Origin of the sequence: Thiobacillus sp. 65-1402 (assembly GCF_001897685.1) — a bacterium.
In the GTDB taxonomy this organism is placed as follows: domain Bacteria; phylum Pseudomonadota; class Gammaproteobacteria; order Burkholderiales; family Thiobacillaceae; genus Thiobacillus.
Genome location: NZ_MKUG01000170.1, coordinates 1 through 19,371, shown reverse-complemented (window position 1 = coordinate 19,371; position 19,371 = coordinate 1). Strand labels below are relative to the sequence as shown.

Below are 19,371 nucleotides of genomic sequence, written 5' to 3'. Positions count from 1 at the left end.
GAAAGACGTGCTTCACGAAGCCCGATTCAGGAAAGCCAACCCCGGCTACGTCGCCGGCAAGCCGTGCGTCCACGTCGGCATGACGGGTCTGGATCCCGACCTGCGCTTCGACAGGCACAAGGCGGGCATCCAGTCCAACCGCTTCGTCAAGCAATTCGGCCTGCGCTTGCTGCCCGAGCTGTACGCGCTCTACAACCCGCTGTCGTACGAGCACGCGCGCGACCTGGAAGTGGAATTGGCGATCGATTTCCGCGAGGCGGGGTACGGGGTCTGGCAGGCGTAGGCAGGATGCCGCCGCTCGAACAGCCCCCTCCGTCCGGCGTCAGCGCGCCCGCGCCCTGGCGAGCCGGGCCTTCAGTTCCGGCATGGCCGCGGCGGCGGCCTTCTCGCCTTCCAGGATGGCGAGGTGCCGGTCTTCGAAATCGGTGCTGCTCACCGCGGCCGTCTGCGGCCGGATCACGACGTCCGCATCCTCCAGCTCGTGGCTGCTGATGGTATGGCCCATGATGGCGAAGGTCTGCAGCAGCACGTCGAGGGTGCCGCTGAGCTTGCCGCGGCGGCTGACGCTGGAAATGTCCACCGCGATGACGAAGTCCGCCCCCATGCTGCGCGCGACCTGAGCCGGCACCGGCGAGGTGAGGCCGCCGTCGACGTAATCGCGGCCGCTGATCTCGACCGGCTGGAACACGCCCGGCACGGCGCTGGAGGCGCGCACCGCCATGCCGGTGTCGCCGCGGCGGAACAGCACTTTCTCGCCGCTTTGCAGGTCGGTGGCCACCACGCCCAGGGGTTTGGGCATTTTCTGGATGGTGAGGTTTTTCACCTTCAGGTTGATGAAATCCTGCAGCGCTTCGCCCTTCAGCACGCCGCGGTTGGGCAGGGTCCAGTCCGCCAGCATGTTCTCCTGCATCGTCAGGGCCAGATTCTGCAGCTCGAAGCCGCTCATGCCCGAGGCGTAGAGCGCGCCCACCACCGAACCCGCGCTGGTGCCCACCACCATGTCCGGCACGATGCCCTGGGCCTCCAGCGCCTTGATCACGCCGATGTGGGCAAAGCCCCGCGCCGCGCCGCCGCCCAGCGCCAGCGCGATCTTGAGCGGCGGCTTGGGCAGCGGGGCCGGCGTCGGGATGGACGGCGCCGGGGGCGGGGCCGCGCAGGCGGCAAGCAGGGCGGCGAGCAGGAGCAGAGTCAGGCGGCGCATGAAAATCGGTCTCGGCTTGGACAAGGATGGGCGGACGAACCGGCAGGTTCGCCTCCGACCCGCCGGGAAGTCAAGCGTTCTGCCGGCGCATGCCGCATCGAATGGCTGGGGGCTCCGGCCGTCGCTACGCGGCTTGGGGCATTTACTTCGTCAACGCCATGAAAAGCGCGGGTAGCTTTTCCGGCAGCCGCTCGACGTGGTCGACGACGGTGACCTGGCGGCCGAAGATGTCGCTGACGTATTCGTCGGCCCTGGGGTCGAGGCTGATGCAGTAGGTGAAGATGCCGTCCTGGTCGAGTTCCTTCACCGCTTGCCGCGCGTCCTCGATCAGCAGGCGCTCGTCGTGGGCGTCGACGTCGGACGGGCGGCCGTCGGTGAGGACGAGCATCAGCTTCTTGTCGGCGCGGCGCGCGCCGAGGTAATGCGCGGCGTGGCGCATCGCCGCGCCCATGCGGGTGGACCAGCCTGCCTGCATCGCGGCCAGGCGCGCCTTGACGTCGTCGTTGAAGTGCTCGCCGTAGCCCTTGATGTGCAGATAGCGCACGTCGTGGCGGGTGTTGGAATGGAAGCCGGCGATGGCGAACGAGTCGCCCAGCTTCTCGATCGCCCAGGCCAAGAGCGAAACCGCTTCCTGGGAGAGTTCGAGTATGGTCTGGTCGCTGCCCGCCGCCTTTTCGTTGAGCGATTCCGACAGGTCGAGCAGCAGCATGACGGCGATGTCGCGGCCGTCGGTGCGGTGGCTCATGTTGATGCGCGGGTCGGGGGTGGCGCCGCCCTTGAAGTCGATCAGCGAACGGATGGCGACGTCGAGATCGAGCTCGCTGCCTTCTTCCTGGTAGCGGATGCGCACCTTGTCCTGCGGCTTCAAGAGGTCGAGCATCTTCTTCAGCTGCTTGGCGAGCGCGCCGTGCTTGGCGAGCAGGCGGTCGATGTCGGCCGGGTTGCCGCTGGGATGCAGCGCTTCGTACACGCAGGCCCAGTCCGGGCGGTAGGTCTGGCTGCCGTAGTCCCACTCCGGGTAGTGGCGCGGCGGCAGGCCGTGGATTTCCTCGCCCGGCTCGATCTTGCGCTGCTCGTCGAAGGCCTCTTCCTCGTCGCCGGCCTCGATGAATTTCCACAACTGGCGGTTGTCGTCGCGGTAATCGACCACGGTGTCGTCGAAGTGGATCCGGGCGAACTGGTCGCTCTGGCGGCGGGTTTTGGCGACGTAGGAGAGCGCCAGCGCGGCGATCTCCTCGGTGCTGGATTCGCCCTGCGCCATGACGGCGTGGAAGCGGGCGACGAAGTCGTTGAGGTCGGCATCGGCGTAGCCATGCTCCGGATCGAGCAGCGCGCGCGACAGCATCGCCATGCGGTGGCGCAGGCAGGAAGTGGTTTCCGGATCGCAGGCGTTCTCCAAAGGTGCCGGATGCAGCGCGAGGAACAATTTGCGCAGGCCGGGGTAGGCGCGGATCAGCAGCGTCTCGACGCGGCAGTCCTCGAAGAACTCCACCGCCATGCGCTGGAACGGGCTCCAGTTGTCGGCGATCTGCGCCTCGGACCAGCGGCGGTGGCCGACGATGTGGGCGAGCGCGGCGCGGTAGCGGTCGATGCCAGCAATGTCTCCGGCATCGTCGTAGACGTCGGGCAGGCGGATGCCGAGCTTGTCGTAGTAGGGAATCGGCTTGCGGATTTCGTCGAACGCGGTGGAATACGGCACCAGATGGTCGCTGTCCTGCCACAGGCCGCGCAGGTACAGGTCGAGCTTGCGCTCGACGTCCGCCAGCAGGGTGCCGTGGCGCTCGCGCTGCAGCACGGCGCGGCTGTCGGCCGACTGCAGGCTGAAGTAATCCTTCTGCCGCTCGGGGTGGCTGCCGTAGTTGCGGATGCCGTATTCGACCCAGTTCTTCAGGCCGGCCAGCGTCAGCTGGCTGAGCAGGTTCGGCGCCTGGGCGAGGAACTCCGGCAGGCCGGGGCTGGGAAAGGTGGTGTGGTGGCCGTGGATGGAGCCGGTGGTGCGCTCCATGAAGTCGAGCGTGATGTCGAGGTAGTGCTGCAGCTGCTCGGCCGACTGCAGCCGCCGCGCCAGCGGCGCAAGCGTCTGCAGGAAGGGCGCGATGGCGCGGCCGTTGGGCGATTTCTGCATGCGCTGGACCAGTGCCATCACCGCCGGCAGCGCCGCTTCGCCCACGGCTATCGCGCTGGACGGCCACTCCTCCATGAATGCCAGCATCGGCTCGGCGCCGCGGCCCAGCTTGCCGATAACCCGGCCGGCTTCCAGGTAGGCATCGATCCCTTCGCGCGTGAGCACCGCCAGCGCTTCCGCCATGCAGTCCTCGAACACCTCCTCCACCTGCGGAAAGCGGGTGTCGAGCTGCTTCCAGTAGGCAGCCATCAGCGGATGCTGGTAAGCGGTATCAGTCATGGCAGCCGCAGCCCTTCTTCCCGGACAACTGGACCGGCGGACAGGGGACGCTCCCGTAGGAACAATAGACACAGCAGTCGCCCGGTTTCGGGCGCAGCAACTGATGGCAGTGTTCACACTCGTAAAACCACTGGCACGCGTCCACAGGCATGACCTCCTGCTTGGCAAACCCGCAATGCGGGCAGGTGAGCACTGACGCGGTGACGAACTGGGGCTGCATTGTTATATTTTCACGCAAACGTCGCGTCGACCGCGTGATCCAGCGTTTCGCGGATGTCGGCGTCGTCGGTGATCGGGCGCACCAGCGCCATGCGGCAGGCGTCGACCGGCGCCACGCCGTCCTTGATGAGCGTCGCCGCGTACACCAGCAGGCGCGTCGAGATGCCCTCGTCGAGGCCGTGCCCTTTCAGGCTGCGCGCGACGCCGCCGATCTTCACCAGCTGGGCGGCGACCGCTGCGTCCATGCCGGTTTCCTTCGCCACGATCTGCGCTTCCAGCGCGGCATCGGGGTAGTCGAAATCGAAGGCGGTGAAGCGCTGCTTGGTCGACTGCTTCAGATCCTTCATCAGCGTCTGGTAGCCGGGGTTGTAGGAGATCACCAGCTGGAAGTCGGGATGCGCGTTGATCAGTTCGCCCTTCTTGTCGAGCGGCAGGGTGCGGCGGTGGTCGGTAAGCGGGTGGATCACCACGGTGGTGTCCTGGCGCGCTTCCACGATTTCATCCAGATAGCAGATGGCGCCGATGCGCGCGGCGGTGGTGAGCGGGCCGTCGAGCCAGCGGGTGCCGTTGGCTTCCAAGAGATAGCGCCCGACCAGATCGGACGCGGTCATGTCCTCGTTGCAGGCCACGGTGATCAGCGGCTTGTTGAGCTTCCACGCCATGTATTCGACGAAGCGCGATTTGCCGCAGCCGGTCGGGCCTTTCACCATAACCGGCAGGCGGTTGCGGTAGGCGGCCTCGTACAGCGCGACCTCGTTCCGCTGCTGCTGGTAGAAGGGTTCCTGCTGAACCTTGTACTGGTCCTTGTCGATCATGCTCATTCCTCGCGACGGAAGAAAAAAAACGCCCCCGGAAAGCCGGAGGCGTGTAGCGCGGGTGGGTTCTCGACGGCTAGGAGACCGCTTCAAACCCGCCCCGCGGGGGGATGAGGTTGCATCCCCGTGTTCTTACTTGTGCACGCCCAGCTTTTCGCGCCAGCCCGGATACAGCTTGTCGGCATCGTTCGGGAAGGACTCGAAGGCGCGGGCGAATTCCTTGTGGCTCTTGGCGAACTCGATCGGGTCGGCGCCCGACTTCCAGCACTCGTACGACTGGCGCAGCGAGATCGCGCCGGCCGCCGGGCTGTCGATGTGGCCGTAGGAACCGCCGCCGGAGGTGTTGATGACGTTGCCGTGGCCGAGGTTCTCGAAGAAGCCGGGCAGGCGCAGCGCGTTCATGCCGCCGGAGATGATCGGGGTGGTGGGCTTCATGCCGTACCACTTCTGGAAGTAGACCGGGCCCTGGCACTCGTCGCGCTCGATCATGTAGGCGATGCCCTTGTCGGACGCCTCGCCTTCCATCTTGCCGTAGCCCATGGTGCCGACGTGGATGCCGGACGCGCCCTGCAGGCGGCTCATCTTGGCCAGAACGAAGGCAGTGTAGCCGCGCTTGGCGGACGGCGAGGTGACGGCGCCGTGGCCGGCACGGTGGTAGTGCAGGTACTGGCCGGGGTAGTTGCGGCGGGCGGTGGTGACCATGCCCGGGCCGCCGACGTAGCCGTCGACCAGGAAGGCCAGCTTGTCGGCGTCGGGGCCGAACACTTCCAGGCCGTAGTCGGCGCGGGCCAGCATCTCGTAGTGGTCGTCGGCGGTGATGTTCATGGAGAACAGCTTGGCCTGGCCGGTTTCATCCTGGGCGCGCTTCATGGCGTCGTACACCAGCGGCAGCACCTTCTTCAGCGGACAGAACACCTGGTTGCCCTGCGGCTCGTCGTTCTTGATGAAGTCGCCGCCCAGCCAGAACTGGTAGGCCGCCTTGGCGAACGGCTCGGGACGCAGGCCCAGCTTCGGCTTGATGATGGTGCCGGCGATGTAGCCGCCGTCCTTGACCGGACGGCCGAGGATGCGCCACAGGTTGGAGATGTCGGTGGCGGGGCCATCGAACATCTGGATGGCGCGCTGCGGCACATAGAAGTCGATCATCTTGGCGTGCTCGATATCGCCCATGCCCTGGTTGTTGCCGATCGCCAGGGTCAGGAAGGAGACCAGCATGAAGCGGCCGTCGGTGACGTTGCGGTCGAACAGCTCGATCGGGTAGGCGATCCGCATGTCTTCGTTCGCTTCATCGATGTAATACACCAGCGCGTCGACGCCCTTGGTGAATTCGTCGGTGGTCGAGACTTCGACGTTGGTGCCGGTCGAGGATTCGGCGGCGAAGTGGGCGGCCGCTTCCAGGTAGCCGTAGCCGGCCTTCGGCTTCATCTTGTAGGCGACGAGAATGTGCTTCTCGCCCTTCATCAGGTCTTCTTCTTTGAGGCTGAGGTCGGCGTAACGTGCGGACTGATCCATGGCGTGCTCCTGCGAGTGAAAAAAGCTCCGGGAGCCCCGCCCCCGAAAACGACAGGAGCGGACTATACGGACACGCTTATATAATTAATATTCAATTGTTATGATAAAAACTATATAAATCTCCTTATAGGTTGATCGAGTCATGCGCCGACTGACGCTCCGCCAATTCCGGGTCTTCGAGGCCGTCGCCCGCAACCTGTCGTTCTCGCGCGCGGCCGCGGAGCTGCACCTGTCGCAGCCGGCGGTCTCGATGCAGGTACGCGGGATCGAACTGATTCTGGGGATGCCGCTCACCGAGCAGCTGGGCAAGAAAATCTATCTCACCGACGCCGGACGCGAGGTGCTGCACGCCAGCCAGGCGATCACCGCACGGCTGGACGATCTGCAGCACAACCTCGCGCAGCTCAAGGGCGTCGACAGCGGCAGCCTGCGGCTGGCGGTGACGTCGACGGTCAATGCCATTGCCACCGGCATCCTGGCACGCTTCCGCAGCGGTCACCCGGGCGTGGCCGTCCACCTCGACGTATCGAATCGCGCGACGGTGCTGGATCTGCTGGCGAACAACCGCATCGATCTCGCGATCATGGGGCAGGTGCCGGAGGGTCTCGGGCTGGAAGCGACCCGCTTCATGGACAACCCGCTGGTGGTGATCGCGCCGCCCGGCCATCCGCTGGCAGGGCGGCGCAAGGTGACGGTCGAGGCGCTCGCGGCCGAGTCCTTCCTGGTGCGGGAAGCCGGCTCCGGTACGCGCGCGGCGATGGAGCGTTTCTTCGCCGCACGCGGACAGGACATCCGCAGCAGCATGGAGATGAGCAGCAACGAGGCGATCCGCCAGGCCGTTCAGGCCGGGCTGGGACTCGGCATCCTGTCGCAGCAGACGCTGGAAATGGAATTGACCTTGAAGCGGCTGGCGGTGCTGAACGTCGAGGGCTTTCCCATCATGCGCCACTGGTACGTGGTGCACCGCGCCGACAAGCGGCTGTCGCCGGTGGCGCAGGCGTTCAAGCAGTTCGTGCTGGCCGACGCCGGCACCAGGCCGGCGCGGCGCAAATAGGGCCTGTCCACGCTGTTTTCACGCCTGCGGCGAGGCCGACAGCGCAGGTTCGGCCCGGGGCCTGCCGTAGCTGGCGTCGAGCGTCTTCAGCGCGACTTCCTTGGTCTTGAAGATGTGGTCGGCGGGGATCACCCTCGACAACCCGCTCCGCTCGAACGCTTGCATCACCTGGCGCTTCAGGCTGCTGAAGTAGAGCGTCACGTTGCGCTCGCGCAGCTGCTCGGCCAGCGCGCGCAGCTTCTCCTCGCCCGACACGTCGAGATCGTTGATGCCGCTGCCGATGACCAGCACCGCCTGCGCCTGCGGAAAGCGGTCGAGCGCCTGCAGCACCACGTCCTCGAAGTAGGCGACGTTGACGAAGTTGAGCGAGCCGTCGAAGCGCAGCACCACGTAACGCTCGCTGATCGCCGGCAGCTTGTGGGTGTCGATGCCGCCGAGCACGCCGTCCGGATGGCGGCCGAGGATCTCGGCGCGCGGCCGCATGTTGCGATAGAGGTAGAGCGCGACCGTCAGCCCGACGCCGAGCAGGATGCCGTTGGCGAGCGCCGGCGCCATCGCCAGCGTGGCGACGAAGGTGGCGATGCCGATCACCGCGTCGGGACGGTTGACCTTCCACGCGTGCACCAGCGGCGCCACGCGCACCAATCCGAACACCGCGAGCATGATCACCGCCGCCAGCACCGCCTGCGGCAGGTGGTACAGCAGCGGGGTGAGGAACAGCATCACCGCGAGCACGCCGAGCGCGCTGACGATCGCGAACAGGCCGGTGCGCGCGCCCTCGCGCGCCGCCACCGCCGAGCGCGAGAACGAGCCGCTCACCACGTAGGCATGGAAGAAGCTGCCGACGATGTTGGCCAGCCCCTGCCCCACCAGTTCGCGGTTGGTGTCGATGCGCTGCCCGGTCTTGGCGCTGATCGCCTTGGAGATCGAGGTGGCCTCCATGAAGCCGAGCAGCGCCATGACGAGCGCCGCCGGCAGCAGCGGCAGCACCAGCGCCCAGTCGACGTGCGGCACTGCGAAGCCGGGCACGCCGGCCGGAATCGCGCCGACCACTTCGCCGCCGCCGGTGAATTTCACCTCGCCGCCGGCGACGCCGCCGAAGCGCCAGTGCCCCATGCCGAGCGGCTCGCTCTCGGGCATCTCGCCGGCGACGACGAATTGCGGCTCGCCGTTCGGCCCGGCGTGGCGCGTGAAATCGATCTGGTGCAGCTGGATGCGCAGCTTCATCATCTGCTCGCCGAGCGCGGCGGCGGCAGCCTGGTTGCGTGCGATGCCCGTTTTCAGGTCGAGCAGCGCGTCGAAATTTGCCCCCGCCTCTTCGGCCCGCGCCAGATCGGCCTGCAGACGCGCGGTCGCCTCGCTGTTGCGCTTGAGCGCGACGGCCGCCTGGTCGAGCCGCACCACCAGCGCGCGCACGCCGTCGTCCTGGATCGCTTCGACGCCCGCCTTCGAGGTGCGCTCGAAACCAATCACATAGCTTGCCAGCGTGGTGACGACGATCGCGATCAGCACGCCGGGCAGGCGCGGCAGACGCTTCTGCAGCAGCCAGATGAGACCGAACGCGCCGAGGCCGAACAACAGCGTCGGCCAGTGGGTGCTGCCGAGCTGCTGCAGCACCACCCAGAGGTCGGCGAGAAACCAGTCGCTGCGCGGCATCGGCACGTTGATCAGCTTGTTGAGCTGCGACAGGCCGATGATCAGCGCAGCGGCATTGGTGAAGCCGATGATGACCGGGTGCGACAGGAAGTTCACCAGCACGCCGAGGCGGAACAGGCCCAGCGCCAGGCGCAGGATGCCGACCATCAGCGCGAGCATCACCGACAGCACGATGAAGGCCTCGCTGCCGACTGCGGCATAGGGCAGCAGCGCCGCCGCCGACATCAGCGACAGCATCGCGGTCGGCCCGGTGTGCAACTGGCGCAGCGACCCCCACAGTGCGGCGACGATCACCGGCAGGAAGCCGGCGTAGAGTCCGTACACCACCGGCAGGCCGGCAAGCTGCGCGTAGGCCATGCTCTGCGGCACCAGGATGAGGGCGACCGTGATGCCGGCGAGCAGGTCGGCACGCAGGCTCGCGCGCGTCATGGGAAACCACGCGAGGAAGGGCAGCAGCCGCGTCAGAACAGGATTGGTGGGCGTCAACATCGGTCTCTCCGTCAAACTTGCAAGCGAGGTCGTGGCGCTCATCCATCGCCGGGCCAAGGCCCGACGCATCGTCTATCCGGGCCGCAACGACCCGGTTGCGGCGGCGAGAAGACTCACCGCTCGCGGTGCACGCCTGCAGGCGGGTGCCGCGTCCCCGCGGCCGCTGGGGGTGACCCGGCGCTGCGGCACACGCCTGCGACGTGCACGGTCAATCCGGCCAGACGCGGTCCGGATGCGGGGCTGCCACGGCAGCCTGGGGGGCGGCGACGACGCGCTTGGGCGCCGCCGTCTTTGCCGGTGCCGGCACCGGTGCCTTGTCGGCGGCGGCCGGCGCCGTCTGCTGGGTCTTCACCTTGCGCACGCCCGCGGCGAGCTTGCCTGATGCCTTGTTCATGAACTCAGTACCTCCTTGATGATTGCTTCCACGTCCGCGACCGCCGCCGCGCCGCGGCTGCCCAGCGCATACACGCTGCCGCCTTCCAGCGCCGCGCTGCGGAACGCCGCACGCCGCGTCAGTCCGTTCGCCAGTGCCGGCAGGCCGAATTCGGCGAGCGCCTGTTGCATCGCCCCCGACAGCGCGTTGCGGCGGTCGAGCTGGTTCACGACCAGGTACGCGCGCAGCGGCCGGTTGCGCCGTTGCGCCGTGCGCACCGCCTCGGCCATGTCGACGCTCGCCCACAGGTCCAGCGGCGACGGCTGCACCGGGACCAGCACCACGTCGACCGCCTGCATCACCTGCTGCAGCACGCCCGACTGCAGGTGCGGCGGGCAGTCGACCAGCACGTGGCGCTGCGCGCGCGCCGCGTCGCGGATCGCGGCGTCGACCGCACCCTCGCCGAGCCGGCGCACCGGCGGCAGGTCGCCGGATTCGCTGCCGACCCGCGCCCAGTGCCCGGCCGAGCCTTGCGGATCGGCATCGAGCAGGACGGTGGCGCCGCGCCGGTGCAGGCCGGCGGCGAGATTGACCGCCAGCGTGGTCTTGCCGGTGCCGCCCTTCTGATTCGCCAGCGCGATGCGCAGCGCGGCCATCGCGTCAGGCCGCGCCGGGGGCGAGCGCGTCGATCTGCTGCGCCAGCGCGACCAGGTCGGGGCCGATCTTCTTGCCGTCGGCGTCGAGCGTGACGCTGACGTAGGTCTTGCCGAAGCTGAGGTTCGGGTAGTGCTGCGCCGCCTCGGCCACTTTCGCCACGCCGTCGAGGAAGCGCCGGGTCTCGGCGTAGGTCTCGAACTCGAAGCGCCGGCTCAGCATCGGCGGCAGATCCTGCCGCTGCCAGTGCGGGATCGGGTTGTTGTCCTCAGGCATAACGTTTCTCCTTCGATCTCAGGTCGGCTTCCATGCGGTCGAGTTCCTGCAGGTGTTCCAGCTCGTCGTTCAGGATCTTCTGGAACAGCGCGTGGTGCGCGCCATCGCGCACCCGTGCACAGTAGGCGGCGGCTTCCTCGTACAGGCGCACCGCCTCGACCTCGAGCACGCGGTCGATCGCCAGCATCTCCTCCAGCGAGCGGCCCAGCCGCACCGGCGGCAGCTGCGTGGCATTCGGTGCCGCACCGAGCTTCAGCAGCGCATCGGTCAGGCTCGCGACGTGGCCGAGTTCCTCGATGACGTCCTGGTGGAAGTGGCTGCAGTAATCCGCCAGCTGCCACAGGCCGCACAGCCTGGACTGGGCCATGTACTGCTGCACCGCAGCCATTTCATGCCCCAATGCCCGGTTGAGATATCCCAGTAGTCGTGGGTCCATCGCCGTAACCTCGCTCACCCGCTCAGAAGTTGACGCAGGCCACCTCGCCGTCGCGCCCGCCGCCGCCGGCATCCGCCTCGCTCGGCAGGATGCCTTCGACTTCGTTGTGGACGCGGGCGATGATGTGGGCGGCAACCAGGCCGTCGCCCACACGCTCGCATGCATCCGCACCGGCACGCACCGCCGCGTTGACCGCGCCGGTTTCGCCGCGCACCAGGACGGTGACGTAGCCGCCGCCGACGAACTGGCGGCCGATCAGCCGCACTTCCGCCGCCTTGGTCATCGCGTCCGCCGCCTCGATCGCGGGAACCAGACCGCGCGTTTCGATCATGCCGAGCGCGATGCCGCTGGCCGTGCCCGTCATGACCGTACGCTTCGTTTCAACTGCCATGTCCATGGCGCGCCCCGATCAGGCCGCGGCCGCGGTCGGCAGGATGTTTTCGACTTCGTTGTGGACGCGGGCGATGATGTGGGCAGCAACCAGGCCGTCGCCCACGCGCTCGCATGCATCCGCACCGGCGCGCACCGCCGCGTTGACCGCGCCGGTCTCGCCACGAACGAGGACGGTGACGTAGCCGCCGCCGACGAACTGGCGGCCGATCAGGCGCACTTCCGCCGCCTTGGTCATCGCGTCAGCCGCTTCGATCGCGGGAACCAGACCGCGGGTTTCAATCATGCCCAGGGCAATGCCAGTCATTCCAGTAGCCATTTTCCTAACTCCTATCAAAAATTGCGTTCAATCCGTTGCGCCGGGCCCAATCAGGCCGCAGCGGCGGTCGGCAGGATGCCTTCGACTTCGTTGTGCACGCGGGCGATGATGTGGGCAGCGACCAGGCCGTCACCCACGCGCTCGCAGGCGTCGGCACCGGCACGCACCGCGGCGTTCACCGCACCGGTCTCGCCGCGCACCAGCACGGTCACGTAGCCGCCACCGACGAACTGGCGGCCGATCAGGCGCACTTCGGCGGCTTTGGTCATGGCGTCGGCGGCTTCGATCGCCGGCACCAGACCACGCGTTTCAATCATTCCAAGGGCGATGCCCGTCATTGCGTTTGCCATGATGTTTCTCCTTTACACGGTTAATGAAACTGCCTTGCTCTCTTCGCGACGCGCTTCCGTCGCATCCCACTGATCGATGATCCCGAGGATCGTCAGATCGGTAAGAATCCTGTAATCGCCGGCGCCGTAGCGGGCGGCCGAGCCGCCGGCGGTGAATACCCATTTCCCCTCTGGCACGCCCACCGGGTCGACCGCCACGGAAAGCTTGCCCTTGTCGTCGGCCAGCACGCGCAGCGAGGCGCTGAACAGGCCCGGAATGCGGCGCGTGCACACCAGGTCCGACACCACGCGCATGACTTCCATCTCAGTGCTCCTGCCAGTGATCGATGATGCCGATGATGGTCAGGTCGCTCGGGAAGTCCTTCGCGCCCGCCGCCTCGCGCGCCGCCGAGCTGCCGACGCAGATCACCCAGTCGCCCGGGATGCAGCCCACCGCGTCGACCGCCACGCTGCGCGCGCCGCCGGCCTTCTCGCGCACCACCAGCAACGGGCGGTGGCCCATTTCGCGCACGCGGTTGGTCGAGACCAGGGTTTTCTCCACTTGCATGATCTTCATCGCTTCGCCTCAATGCCCATGCGAGTTGGTGTCGATGTCCGAAATGTCTTCCTGCGCACTACCAGGGGCCTTGCCCTGCACCGTCATGCCGCAGAACAGCAAACCTTCCTTGGCGAGCCGCGGGTAGCGCGCCACGATTGCCGCCTTGATCCGCCGGCAGCGCGCCACCGCGCGTTCGCGCGAACCCGGCACCTGCTCGTCGTAGCGGTAGTGGATCGCGATCGGGATCGGCAGGCCGCGCGCCACGTTGAGGCCGCTGAAGATCTTGATGCCGACGTCCATGTCCGCCGCGCCTTCCTCGATCGTGTGCAGATGGCCGAAGTAGGCGAGGTTGCGCAGATGCAGCACATCGAAGCTGTCGCCGATGTTGATGAAGCGCTCGGCGTGGCCGACGTCTGCGTAGCGGCCGTTGTGCTGCGCGCAGACGTAGTCGATCTGCGACAGGTTGTTCGTCAGCAGGCGCTCGATCAGGCTGCGCATGCCGGTTTCCGGCGCGCTGCGGCCAGCCTCGCGCACCGCCTCGTCGATCGCCGCGCCGAGGCGCCAGCGCGCTTCCGAAGCGGCCATGCCGGCGGTCTGGCGATACACGGCCAGGTTGTCGACGCAGCACGCGGTGTCCATTTCGCCGTTGGCGTCGGGCACGTGGATCTTGATCGCGTCGTTGTCGGTGTCGACGCCGATCAAGAGCGTCGCCACCGAGGCGCCGCAGCAGAAGCCGTTCTCGATCGCGGTGCGGAACGCGGCCAGGCGGTCGAGGGCGGCCTGGGCGGCCTTCCCGTCGTCGCTGCCGTGCGCGGCGCAGCCCTCGTGATGCGGGTCGGAGCTGCTGAAATGGTAGACCGCGATCTTGAGGTAGCGCGTGCCGGCGTCCGACAGCGTCGGCACGCCTTCGCGGAAGCGGCGCAGCTCGGTCTCGGTCCAGTGCTTGACGTTCAGTTCGACGTCGAACATCGCACCGGCGTAGGACTTGCGGCGCACCGCCTGGAGCGGCAGGCGCAGCACGAACTGCAGCAGGCCCTTGAGGCGGCCGTCCGCGCAGGGGCTGATGTCGACCTCGTGGAAGCCGCATTCGACGAAGAAGCGCTGCATCGCGTCCGCTTCGGCGTGGCCGTTCCAGCGCGCGCTGTAGTCCCGGGCCAGAGTGTGGTAGGTCTGCAGCACGCTGTGGCCGTAAAGCTTGCGCATGTCGAGGGTGGTCACCCAGGCGTCGGCGAGCACCGTCCCAGGCAATTCGAAACCCAGCCGCTCGCGGGCGATCTGCTGCGCCCGCTGCTCGAAGCCGGCCTCGTGCTGCAGCGCGGCGATCTCCTTGAGCGTCGGCACGATGGCGTCGAAACGCTGGCGCACCGTGCGCTCGTACTCGGCCAGCTCGGCGTTGCGCGCCGCGTCGATCAGCGGATGGGCCTGCGGCGCGCACACGCTGGAGACGCATTCGCCGGCCCTCTCCTGCATGCCGGGCGGGCAGAAGCTCACACGCTGCGGCCAGCTCGGCAGCGTGTGCGCGGCCGGCGCGGCGCGCATCGCCATGCCCGCCGGGGCGGGTTGGCGCGCGCGCATCGCATCGTGACGTTGACGGGTGTTCATGGCGGATCGTCCTCGCTACGCCTCGTTAGCCCCGGGCGCCGCCGGACACGGTGATCGTCGCACCCGCGCTGGCGTTGCCGCTGCTGCCGGTGATGCGGCTGGCGGACGGCTCCGGGGTCTCGACGTCGCGGAAGGCGCGTGCGCTCATCGCGTTGCCGCGCGCATCGCCGCGCTGGGTCGGATTGCGGCGGGTCGCAGGACCTTCGGTGCCGGTCACGCGGCTGCCGCGGTCCCAGGCGTCGCCGGTGATGTGGCGCTCGCGCCCTTCGCCGGTGATGCGCTGGGGTGCGGCTTCAGCCGCCGGCTGCGGCGCAGCCGGCACGGCCACGGCAGCCGCCTCGTCGCGGTAGCGGAATTCGGGCGTGCCCGACACCAGGCCGGTGGCGCGCGCCAGCGGGCCGGTGATGCGACCGCCTACGCCGTAGGCACTGCCGGTGATGCGGCGGGTCTCGCTAGCCTGCGCGGCGCGCGCCGGCGACACCACGGAAAAGTCGCCGGTGCGGTTGCCGCCCTGGCCGGCGTCCATCGCGTTGCCGGTGATCGCGGCCGGGGCCTGCGAGCCCTCGGGACCGCGGCTGCGGAAGGCCTGCGCCATCGGCGCACGACCGCAAGCGGCAGCAGTCTGGCTCTCGCCCTGGTAGGGGGTGCCGCTCACCGGCTGGCAGGCGCCGCGCTCGTTGCCGGTCATCTTGTCGTCCGGCCCCGGCTGGATGCCGGTGAGGTCGGCGCTGCGGCCGAGGCGGGCACGGTTGATCGCTTCCGCCGCGGTACGCGCCGCGCAGAACTCGGCGTACTGGTCAGCGCCGATGTAGGACGTCCCGGTCACCGGCTTGCAGGTGCCGTGCTCGTCGCCGGTCACCCGGGACGAGCGGCCGACCTGGGTACCGGACACGTCGAGCCCCTTGAGGGTGCGCGACACGCCCACCTTGGCCGGCGACTGGTAGGGTTCGGTGCGGCAGTAGGACTTGAATTCCTCGGTATTGACGTAGTCGGAACCCGTCACGCGCGCGCAGGCACCCGGCTCATCGCCGGAAAGTTTCGATGAGCGACCCGGTAGGGTGCCGCTCACCGGTGCGCCAGCGCTCGTGCGACGGGTTTCCACCTTTTTTGGGCCGTTGCCCTCCGCGGCAGGGCGCGCCAACGCGTCGGCGTAGGCGCTGCCGGTGATGTGGCGGGCCGCACCGGATTCGCCGCCGGTCACCGTCACGGTGCGGGCGAGGTCGCTGCCCGACACGGCATTGCGGCCGGCGGTCATGCCCATCGTCGCCTTTTCCGGGCGCGGCTCGGGGGCCGTGCCGCAGAATTCGCCGGCCTGTTCGGCGGCGAGGTATTCGGTGCCGGTCACGCGCTTGCAGGTGCCGGTCTCGTCGCCGGTGACGCGGGTGCTGCGACCGACTTCGGTGCCGGTCACGCGGCGGCCGCGGCTGGTGCTGCTCGTACCGACCTTGGCCGGCGCCGGCTCGGGCAGCGTGCCGCAGAATTCGCCGAACTGCTCGGCGCCGACGTATTCGGTGCCGGTGACGCTGCGGCAGGTGCCTGCCTCGTTGCCGGTCACGTGCGCGGTGCGCTCGACCTGGTTGCCGGTCACGGTGCTGCCGGCCAGCGTCGTGCCGATTTCCACCTTCGGCGGCTCGGGCTTGATGCGGCCGCAGGGGCGGCAGGGCGGCGCGTCGCCGCGGCCCTTCAACGACTGCTCCATGCGGCGCTGGCGCACGGCGGGGATCGGGTCGAGCGCCACCGGGGTGGCCGGGCGCGCTTCCTCGACGCGTGCGGAATAGGTCTCGCCGTGCCGGCAGCCGCAGCTCGGGGCGGCGGCGGGCGCCGCAGCGGGGGCGCTGGCGCGCGCCGCCATGCGGGCTTCGGTCGCACTCCGCGGCGCAGCGGTGGTGCCGGCCTTGAGCGCACTCTTCCCATGGAGGGAGAGCGCCTGGCGGCGGGCGATGGCCGCTTCCCGGCCGCTGAGGCGTTCGCCCGTGGCGGTTGCAGTCGCTTCACTCATAATCTGGTTTCCTTATGCATCAGCGGTTGATCATTAGGGTCTGACGTCGGGCACACGTGCCTGTTGTCCTTGTTGCGAACTATAAAGAGGCAATTGCATAATAAAAAATGAATAATATTTATTGTTTTCATTCACTATAGTGAATGGATAAACCGACAGAAAAGGACGCGACATGAACGTGACGTTTCGCCAATTGCGCCTGCTGGAAGCGGTGGCGCGCCATTCCAGCTTCACCCGCGCCTCCGAGGAACTGCACCTGACCCAGCCCGCGGTCTCGACCCAGATCAAGCAGCTGGAGGAAGAGGTCGGCATGCCGCTGTTCGAGCAGATGGGCAAGAAGATCTATCTCACCGAGGCCGGCAAGGAGGTCTACGCCTTCAGCCGCACCATCGCCCAGCAGTTCCGCGACATCGAATCCGTGCTCGACGACATGAAGGGCGTGAAACGCGGCACGCTCGCGCTCACCGTCACCAGCACCGGCAAGTATTTCGCGCCCTACCTGCTGGCAGCCTTCCTGAAGCGCCACCCCGGCACCCAGGTGCATCTGGAAGTCACCAACCGCGAGGAAGTCGTGCAGCAACTGCAGGACAACACGCCGGACATGGCGATCATGGGGACGCCGCCCGAGAACATCGAACTGCAGTCGCAGGCCTTCATGCAGAACCCGCTGGTAATCATCGCGCCGCCGGATCACCCGCTCGTCGGCGCCGCCCGCGTGCCGCTCGCCCGCCTGGTCGAGGAAAACTTCATCCTGCGCGAACGTGGCTCCGGCACGCGCAATGCCATCGAGCGCTTCTTCGAAGACCGCGGCGTCAAGCTCAATACCTCGATGGAAATGAGCCGCAACGAGGCGATCAAGCACGCGGTGATGGCCGGGCTGGGGCTGGGCATCGTGTCGCTGCACACGCTGGAATTCGAACTGGCGCTGGGGCGTGTCGCGATCCTCAGCGTCGAGGGCTTCCCGATCATGAAGGAGTGGTACATGGTCCACCGCAGCGGCAAGCGCATGTCGCCGATCGCGCAGGCCTTCCACGAATTCGTGCTGAACGAGGCCGACCGCATCATGAAGCTGCCGCAACCGAAGCCGGTGACGCGCTCGCGCCGGCGCGTGACGCGCTCCTGACATCGATGCCCCCGGCGGCGGCGTTCAGTGCTTGAACTTCACCAGCCGGCTCACCTGGATGTCGGAGATGAACACCACCCCGGTGTGGCTGCTGAAGAAGGGCGAGAAGCCTTCGAGGATCGGCTCGACCAGTTCGGTCGGCACGGCGACGATGATCATGATCAGCACCGCGTCCTCGTTGAACATCAGGTGGCCTTCGTGGAAGCCGTGGCGGCCCTTGCCCGATAGGTTGCCGACGAGGGTGTAGCCGGTCACCCCGGCGCGGTCGAGCAGGTCGGTGGCGAATTCCTGGTGGGCGCCCTCGAGGATGATCTCGATCTTCTTCACGGGGCTGAGGTTGAGGTGGTTCATAGCGCGAGTTCCTTCTCTTCGACGGCGCCGGCGGCGTGCAGCGCGCGCTGCCGCCAGGCGCCGTCCTCGAATACATGGGCGACATGGGTTTCGGGGTCCACCACGGCCATGCGCAGCCAGCCGTTGTGGACGAGATTCCTGACCTTGACCACGCCTTCGATCGCCGCCCGCGCGTGTGCGAACGGCGCCTCGATCACCGTGAGCAGGCGCAGCGGTTCGTGGTACGGCAAGCCGTCCTTGAGCACGGTCTGCGCCGGCAATCCGGTGCGCAGGTCGGACAGGTTGCCGGTCATGACGCCGAAGCGGCCAGCGATGTTGTGGTAGACCTTGCTGCCGCTGCCGTAGTGGGCGTTGTCGACTGCCGAGAAGTAGTGCTCCATGTTGATCCACTGCCCCACCACCAGCGGGCCGGCGAGGATGTTTTCCAGCAGGCGGCCCCTGGGATCGCAGCGGTAATCGTAGGAATGCAGGAACACACGGCCCTCGAGGTCGAGCTCGCCGGTGACGTGACGGCGGCCGATGACGAAGGCCGCGTTGCGCGCCAGCCCCCACTCGGGTCGCACCTGCGACCAGTCCATGGCGTTGCGCCGCGCCAGCCGGTAGGCGCTCGCCGGATCGGCCTGCCCGCCCGACGCGGCCACGGCTTCATCCAGCGTGGCCATGCGCTCCGCCGCACACAGGCGCGAGGCCGCCTGCAACCCGTTGCTCAGGCGTTCGGTGTAGACGAGATGGCTCGGCGGCAGCAGGTCGAGGTCGTACAGGCGCAGTTCGTCGGTGGTGGTGTTGTGGAAGGCCGGCACGAACCAGCTGTCGTCGGCAATCGCGATGCCCTGCTCGCGCAGGCGCGCGCGCACCGCCGGCTTGTTGGCGATCTGCGCCAGCACGCGGGCGTTGGTGATGCCGTGGTTGCCGCCGCAGGCGCCGCAGTCGAGCGCGGATTCGTAGGGGTTGTTCTCGGAGGTGCTGCCGTGTCCGGCGAGCAGCACGAAGCGCGAGAAACCTTCGGTCAGGCCGATCGAGCGCAGCGCCTGGCCGACGAAATGCGCCTGCTCGTCGAGGGTGAAGCCGATGCGCCCGAGGCGCTCGAGCTGGATCTGCGCATAGCCGCGGTTGATGCGGTAGACCTTGCGCAGGCGCTCGATGAACCGGCGTTCCGCCTCGGCGTTCAGCGCGAAACGCTGCGCGAAGGCGGCGGCCTGCGGCTGGTTGCCGAGCGCCGTCTCGCGCAGTTCGCGGATCGTCTCGTCGGTGATCGCCTCGCGCTGGATGCCGAGCTCGCGCCCCACCGCCTTGACGATCAGGGCGCGCTGCAGCGAACGGATGATCGATTCGGCCTGCTCCCGCGACAGCTTGTCGAGCAGCAGGCGGCTGTCCGGTTTGTCGGGATGCAGCCGCTGGCGCCAGCGGTTGTAGGCGAGCGGCGCAAGGCTCTTGCCGAACATGTCGAGTCCGAACAGCAGGCCGATCGCCTCGACCGTGATGAAGGGCGACAGCACCGAGGCCTTGAGCTCGTGAACCACCTGCTCCAGGGTCGAGACGAAGGCCTCGTCGTCGGCGCTGCGCGCGATCCCGAGTTCCAGCACCACGTTCTTCGGGCTCGCCACCACCGG

General features: G+C 67.9%; 22 protein-coding genes. 3 read left to right on the top strand and 19 right to left on the bottom strand.

The genetic code is table 11. The features are described from left to right. Positions 1–283, top strand: a 283-nt coding sequence (locus BGO62_RS12655; protein WP_296643033.1) for a hypothetical protein, incomplete at its 5' end; no start/stop codon positions are given. A gap of 39 nt (positions 284–322) precedes the next feature. On the opposite strand, the gene BGO62_RS12650 is transcribed toward BGO62_RS12655, so the two are convergent. The 5 genes from BGO62_RS12650 to BGO62_RS12630 all read right to left on the bottom strand — a co-directional run bounded on the left by BGO62_RS12650 (position 323) and on the right by BGO62_RS12630 (position 6,151). Further along, positions 323–1,201, bottom strand: a complete 879-nt coding sequence (locus tag BGO62_RS12650) for a patatin-like phospholipase family protein (protein ID WP_296643029.1) — start codon at positions 1,199–1,201, stop codon at positions 323–325. 142 nt (positions 1,202–1,343) lie between these two features. After that, positions 1,344–3,605, bottom strand: a complete 2,262-nt coding sequence (locus tag BGO62_RS12645; RefSeq protein ID WP_296643024.1) for a VWA domain-containing protein — start codon at positions 3,603–3,605, stop codon at positions 1,344–1,346. Then, entirely contained in the window at positions 3,598–3,825 is a 228-nt protein-coding gene (locus BGO62_RS12640) for a GDCCVxC domain-containing (seleno)protein (protein ID WP_296643021.1), read from the bottom strand. Before BGO62_RS12640 ends, BGO62_RS12645 begins: the two co-directional genes overlap by 8 nt. A gap of 10 nt (positions 3,826–3,835) precedes the next feature. Further along, complete coding sequence (locus BGO62_RS12635; protein WP_296643018.1) at positions 3,836–4,639, bottom strand: CbbQ/NirQ/NorQ/GpvN family protein; 804 nt, start codon at positions 4,637–4,639, stop codon at positions 3,836–3,838. Between the two features lie 132 nt (positions 4,640–4,771). Continuing rightward, positions 4,772–6,151: a ribulose-bisphosphate carboxylase gene (locus BGO62_RS12630; protein ID WP_296643015.1), complete on the bottom strand. Its 1,380-nt coding sequence runs from the start codon at positions 6,149–6,151 to the stop codon at positions 4,772–4,774. Between the two features lie 142 nt (positions 6,152–6,293). On the opposite strand from BGO62_RS12630, the gene BGO62_RS12625 reads away from it, so the two are divergent. Next, the gene (locus tag BGO62_RS12625) at positions 6,294–7,205 is read left to right on the top strand and encodes a LysR family transcriptional regulator (RefSeq protein WP_296643012.1); all 912 of its coding nucleotides are present in this window, start codon (positions 6,294–6,296) and stop codon (positions 7,203–7,205) included. An 18-nt stretch (positions 7,206–7,223) separates the two neighbouring features. On the opposite strand, the gene BGO62_RS12620 is transcribed toward BGO62_RS12625, so the two are convergent. From BGO62_RS12620 to BGO62_RS12565, 12 genes are all read right to left on the bottom strand, one after another. Continuing rightward, positions 7,224–9,350 carry a SulP family inorganic anion transporter gene (locus tag BGO62_RS12620; protein ID WP_296643009.1) on the bottom strand — a complete coding sequence of 709 codons (2,127 nt, stop codon included), beginning with the start codon at positions 9,348–9,350 and terminating at the stop codon, positions 7,224–7,226. 208 nt (positions 9,351–9,558) lie between these two features. Further along, positions 9,559–9,744: a hypothetical protein gene (locus BGO62_RS12615; RefSeq protein WP_296643006.1), complete on the bottom strand. Its 186-nt coding sequence runs from the start codon at positions 9,742–9,744 to the stop codon at positions 9,559–9,561. Further along, the gene (gene parA, locus BGO62_RS12610) at positions 9,741–10,379 is read right to left on the bottom strand and encodes a ParA family partition ATPase (protein ID WP_296643003.1); all 639 of its coding nucleotides are present in this window, start codon (positions 10,377–10,379) and stop codon (positions 9,741–9,743) included. The genes BGO62_RS12615 and parA overlap by 4 nt, the downstream gene beginning before the upstream one ends. 4 nt (positions 10,380–10,383) lie before the next feature. Continuing rightward, a complete protein-coding gene (locus BGO62_RS12605) occupies positions 10,384–10,653 on the bottom strand; it encodes a 4a-hydroxytetrahydrobiopterin dehydratase (RefSeq protein ID WP_296642999.1) in 270 nt (89 codons plus the stop codon). Further along, positions 10,646–11,089, bottom strand: a complete 444-nt coding sequence (locus tag BGO62_RS12600; protein ID WP_296642998.1) for a ferritin-like domain-containing protein — start codon at positions 11,087–11,089, stop codon at positions 10,646–10,648. Before BGO62_RS12600 ends, BGO62_RS12605 begins: the two co-directional genes overlap by 8 nt. A gap of 22 nt (positions 11,090–11,111) precedes the next feature. After that, a complete protein-coding gene (locus tag BGO62_RS12595) occupies positions 11,112–11,480 on the bottom strand; it encodes a BMC domain-containing protein (protein ID WP_296642996.1) in 369 nt (122 codons plus the stop codon). A gap of 18 nt (positions 11,481–11,498) precedes the next feature. Then, a complete protein-coding gene (locus BGO62_RS12590; RefSeq protein ID WP_081616722.1) occupies positions 11,499–11,798 on the bottom strand; it encodes a BMC domain-containing protein in 300 nt (99 codons plus the stop codon). Between the two features lie 50 nt (positions 11,799–11,848). Next, positions 11,849–12,148 (bottom strand): BMC domain-containing protein, encoded by a 300-nt coding sequence (locus tag BGO62_RS12585; RefSeq protein WP_296642992.1) that lies wholly within the window; start codon positions 12,146–12,148, stop codon positions 11,849–11,851. Between the two features lie 12 nt (positions 12,149–12,160). Continuing rightward, positions 12,161–12,451, bottom strand: coding sequence for a carboxysome peptide B (locus BGO62_RS12580; RefSeq protein ID WP_296642990.1), 291 nt, complete (start codon positions 12,449–12,451; stop codon positions 12,161–12,163). A 1-nt stretch (position 12,452) separates the two neighbouring features. Then, positions 12,453–12,704, bottom strand: coding sequence for a carboxysome peptide A (locus BGO62_RS12575; RefSeq protein WP_296642987.1), 252 nt, complete (start codon positions 12,702–12,704; stop codon positions 12,453–12,455). A 9-nt stretch (positions 12,705–12,713) separates the two neighbouring features. Further along, entirely contained in the window at positions 12,714–14,288 is a 1,575-nt protein-coding gene (locus tag BGO62_RS12570; RefSeq protein ID WP_296642985.1) for a carboxysome shell carbonic anhydrase, read from the bottom strand. 25 nt (positions 14,289–14,313) lie between these two features. Next, positions 14,314–16,287 carry a CsoS2 family carboxysome shell protein gene (locus BGO62_RS12565; protein WP_296642982.1) on the bottom strand — a complete coding sequence of 658 codons (1,974 nt, stop codon included), beginning with the start codon at positions 16,285–16,287 and terminating at the stop codon, positions 14,314–14,316. 172 nt (positions 16,288–16,459) lie between these two features. On the opposite strand from BGO62_RS12565, the gene BGO62_RS12560 reads away from it, so the two are divergent. Then, positions 16,460–17,410, top strand: coding sequence for a LysR family transcriptional regulator (locus tag BGO62_RS12560; RefSeq protein WP_296642979.1), 951 nt, complete (start codon positions 16,460–16,462; stop codon positions 17,408–17,410). A 24-nt stretch (positions 17,411–17,434) separates the two neighbouring features. Here BGO62_RS12560 and BGO62_RS12555 read toward each other — a convergent pair whose 3' ends face one another. Together BGO62_RS12555 and BGO62_RS12550 are read right to left on the bottom strand one after the other, a co-directional pair. Then, complete coding sequence (locus tag BGO62_RS12555) at positions 17,435–17,761, bottom strand: P-II family nitrogen regulator (protein WP_296642976.1); 327 nt, start codon at positions 17,759–17,761, stop codon at positions 17,435–17,437. Beyond that, positions 17,758–19,371, bottom strand: a 1,614-nt coding sequence (locus BGO62_RS12550) for a putative inorganic carbon transporter subunit DabA (protein WP_296642973.1), incomplete at its 5' end; no start/stop codon positions are given. The genes BGO62_RS12550 and BGO62_RS12555, both read right to left, overlap by 4 nt.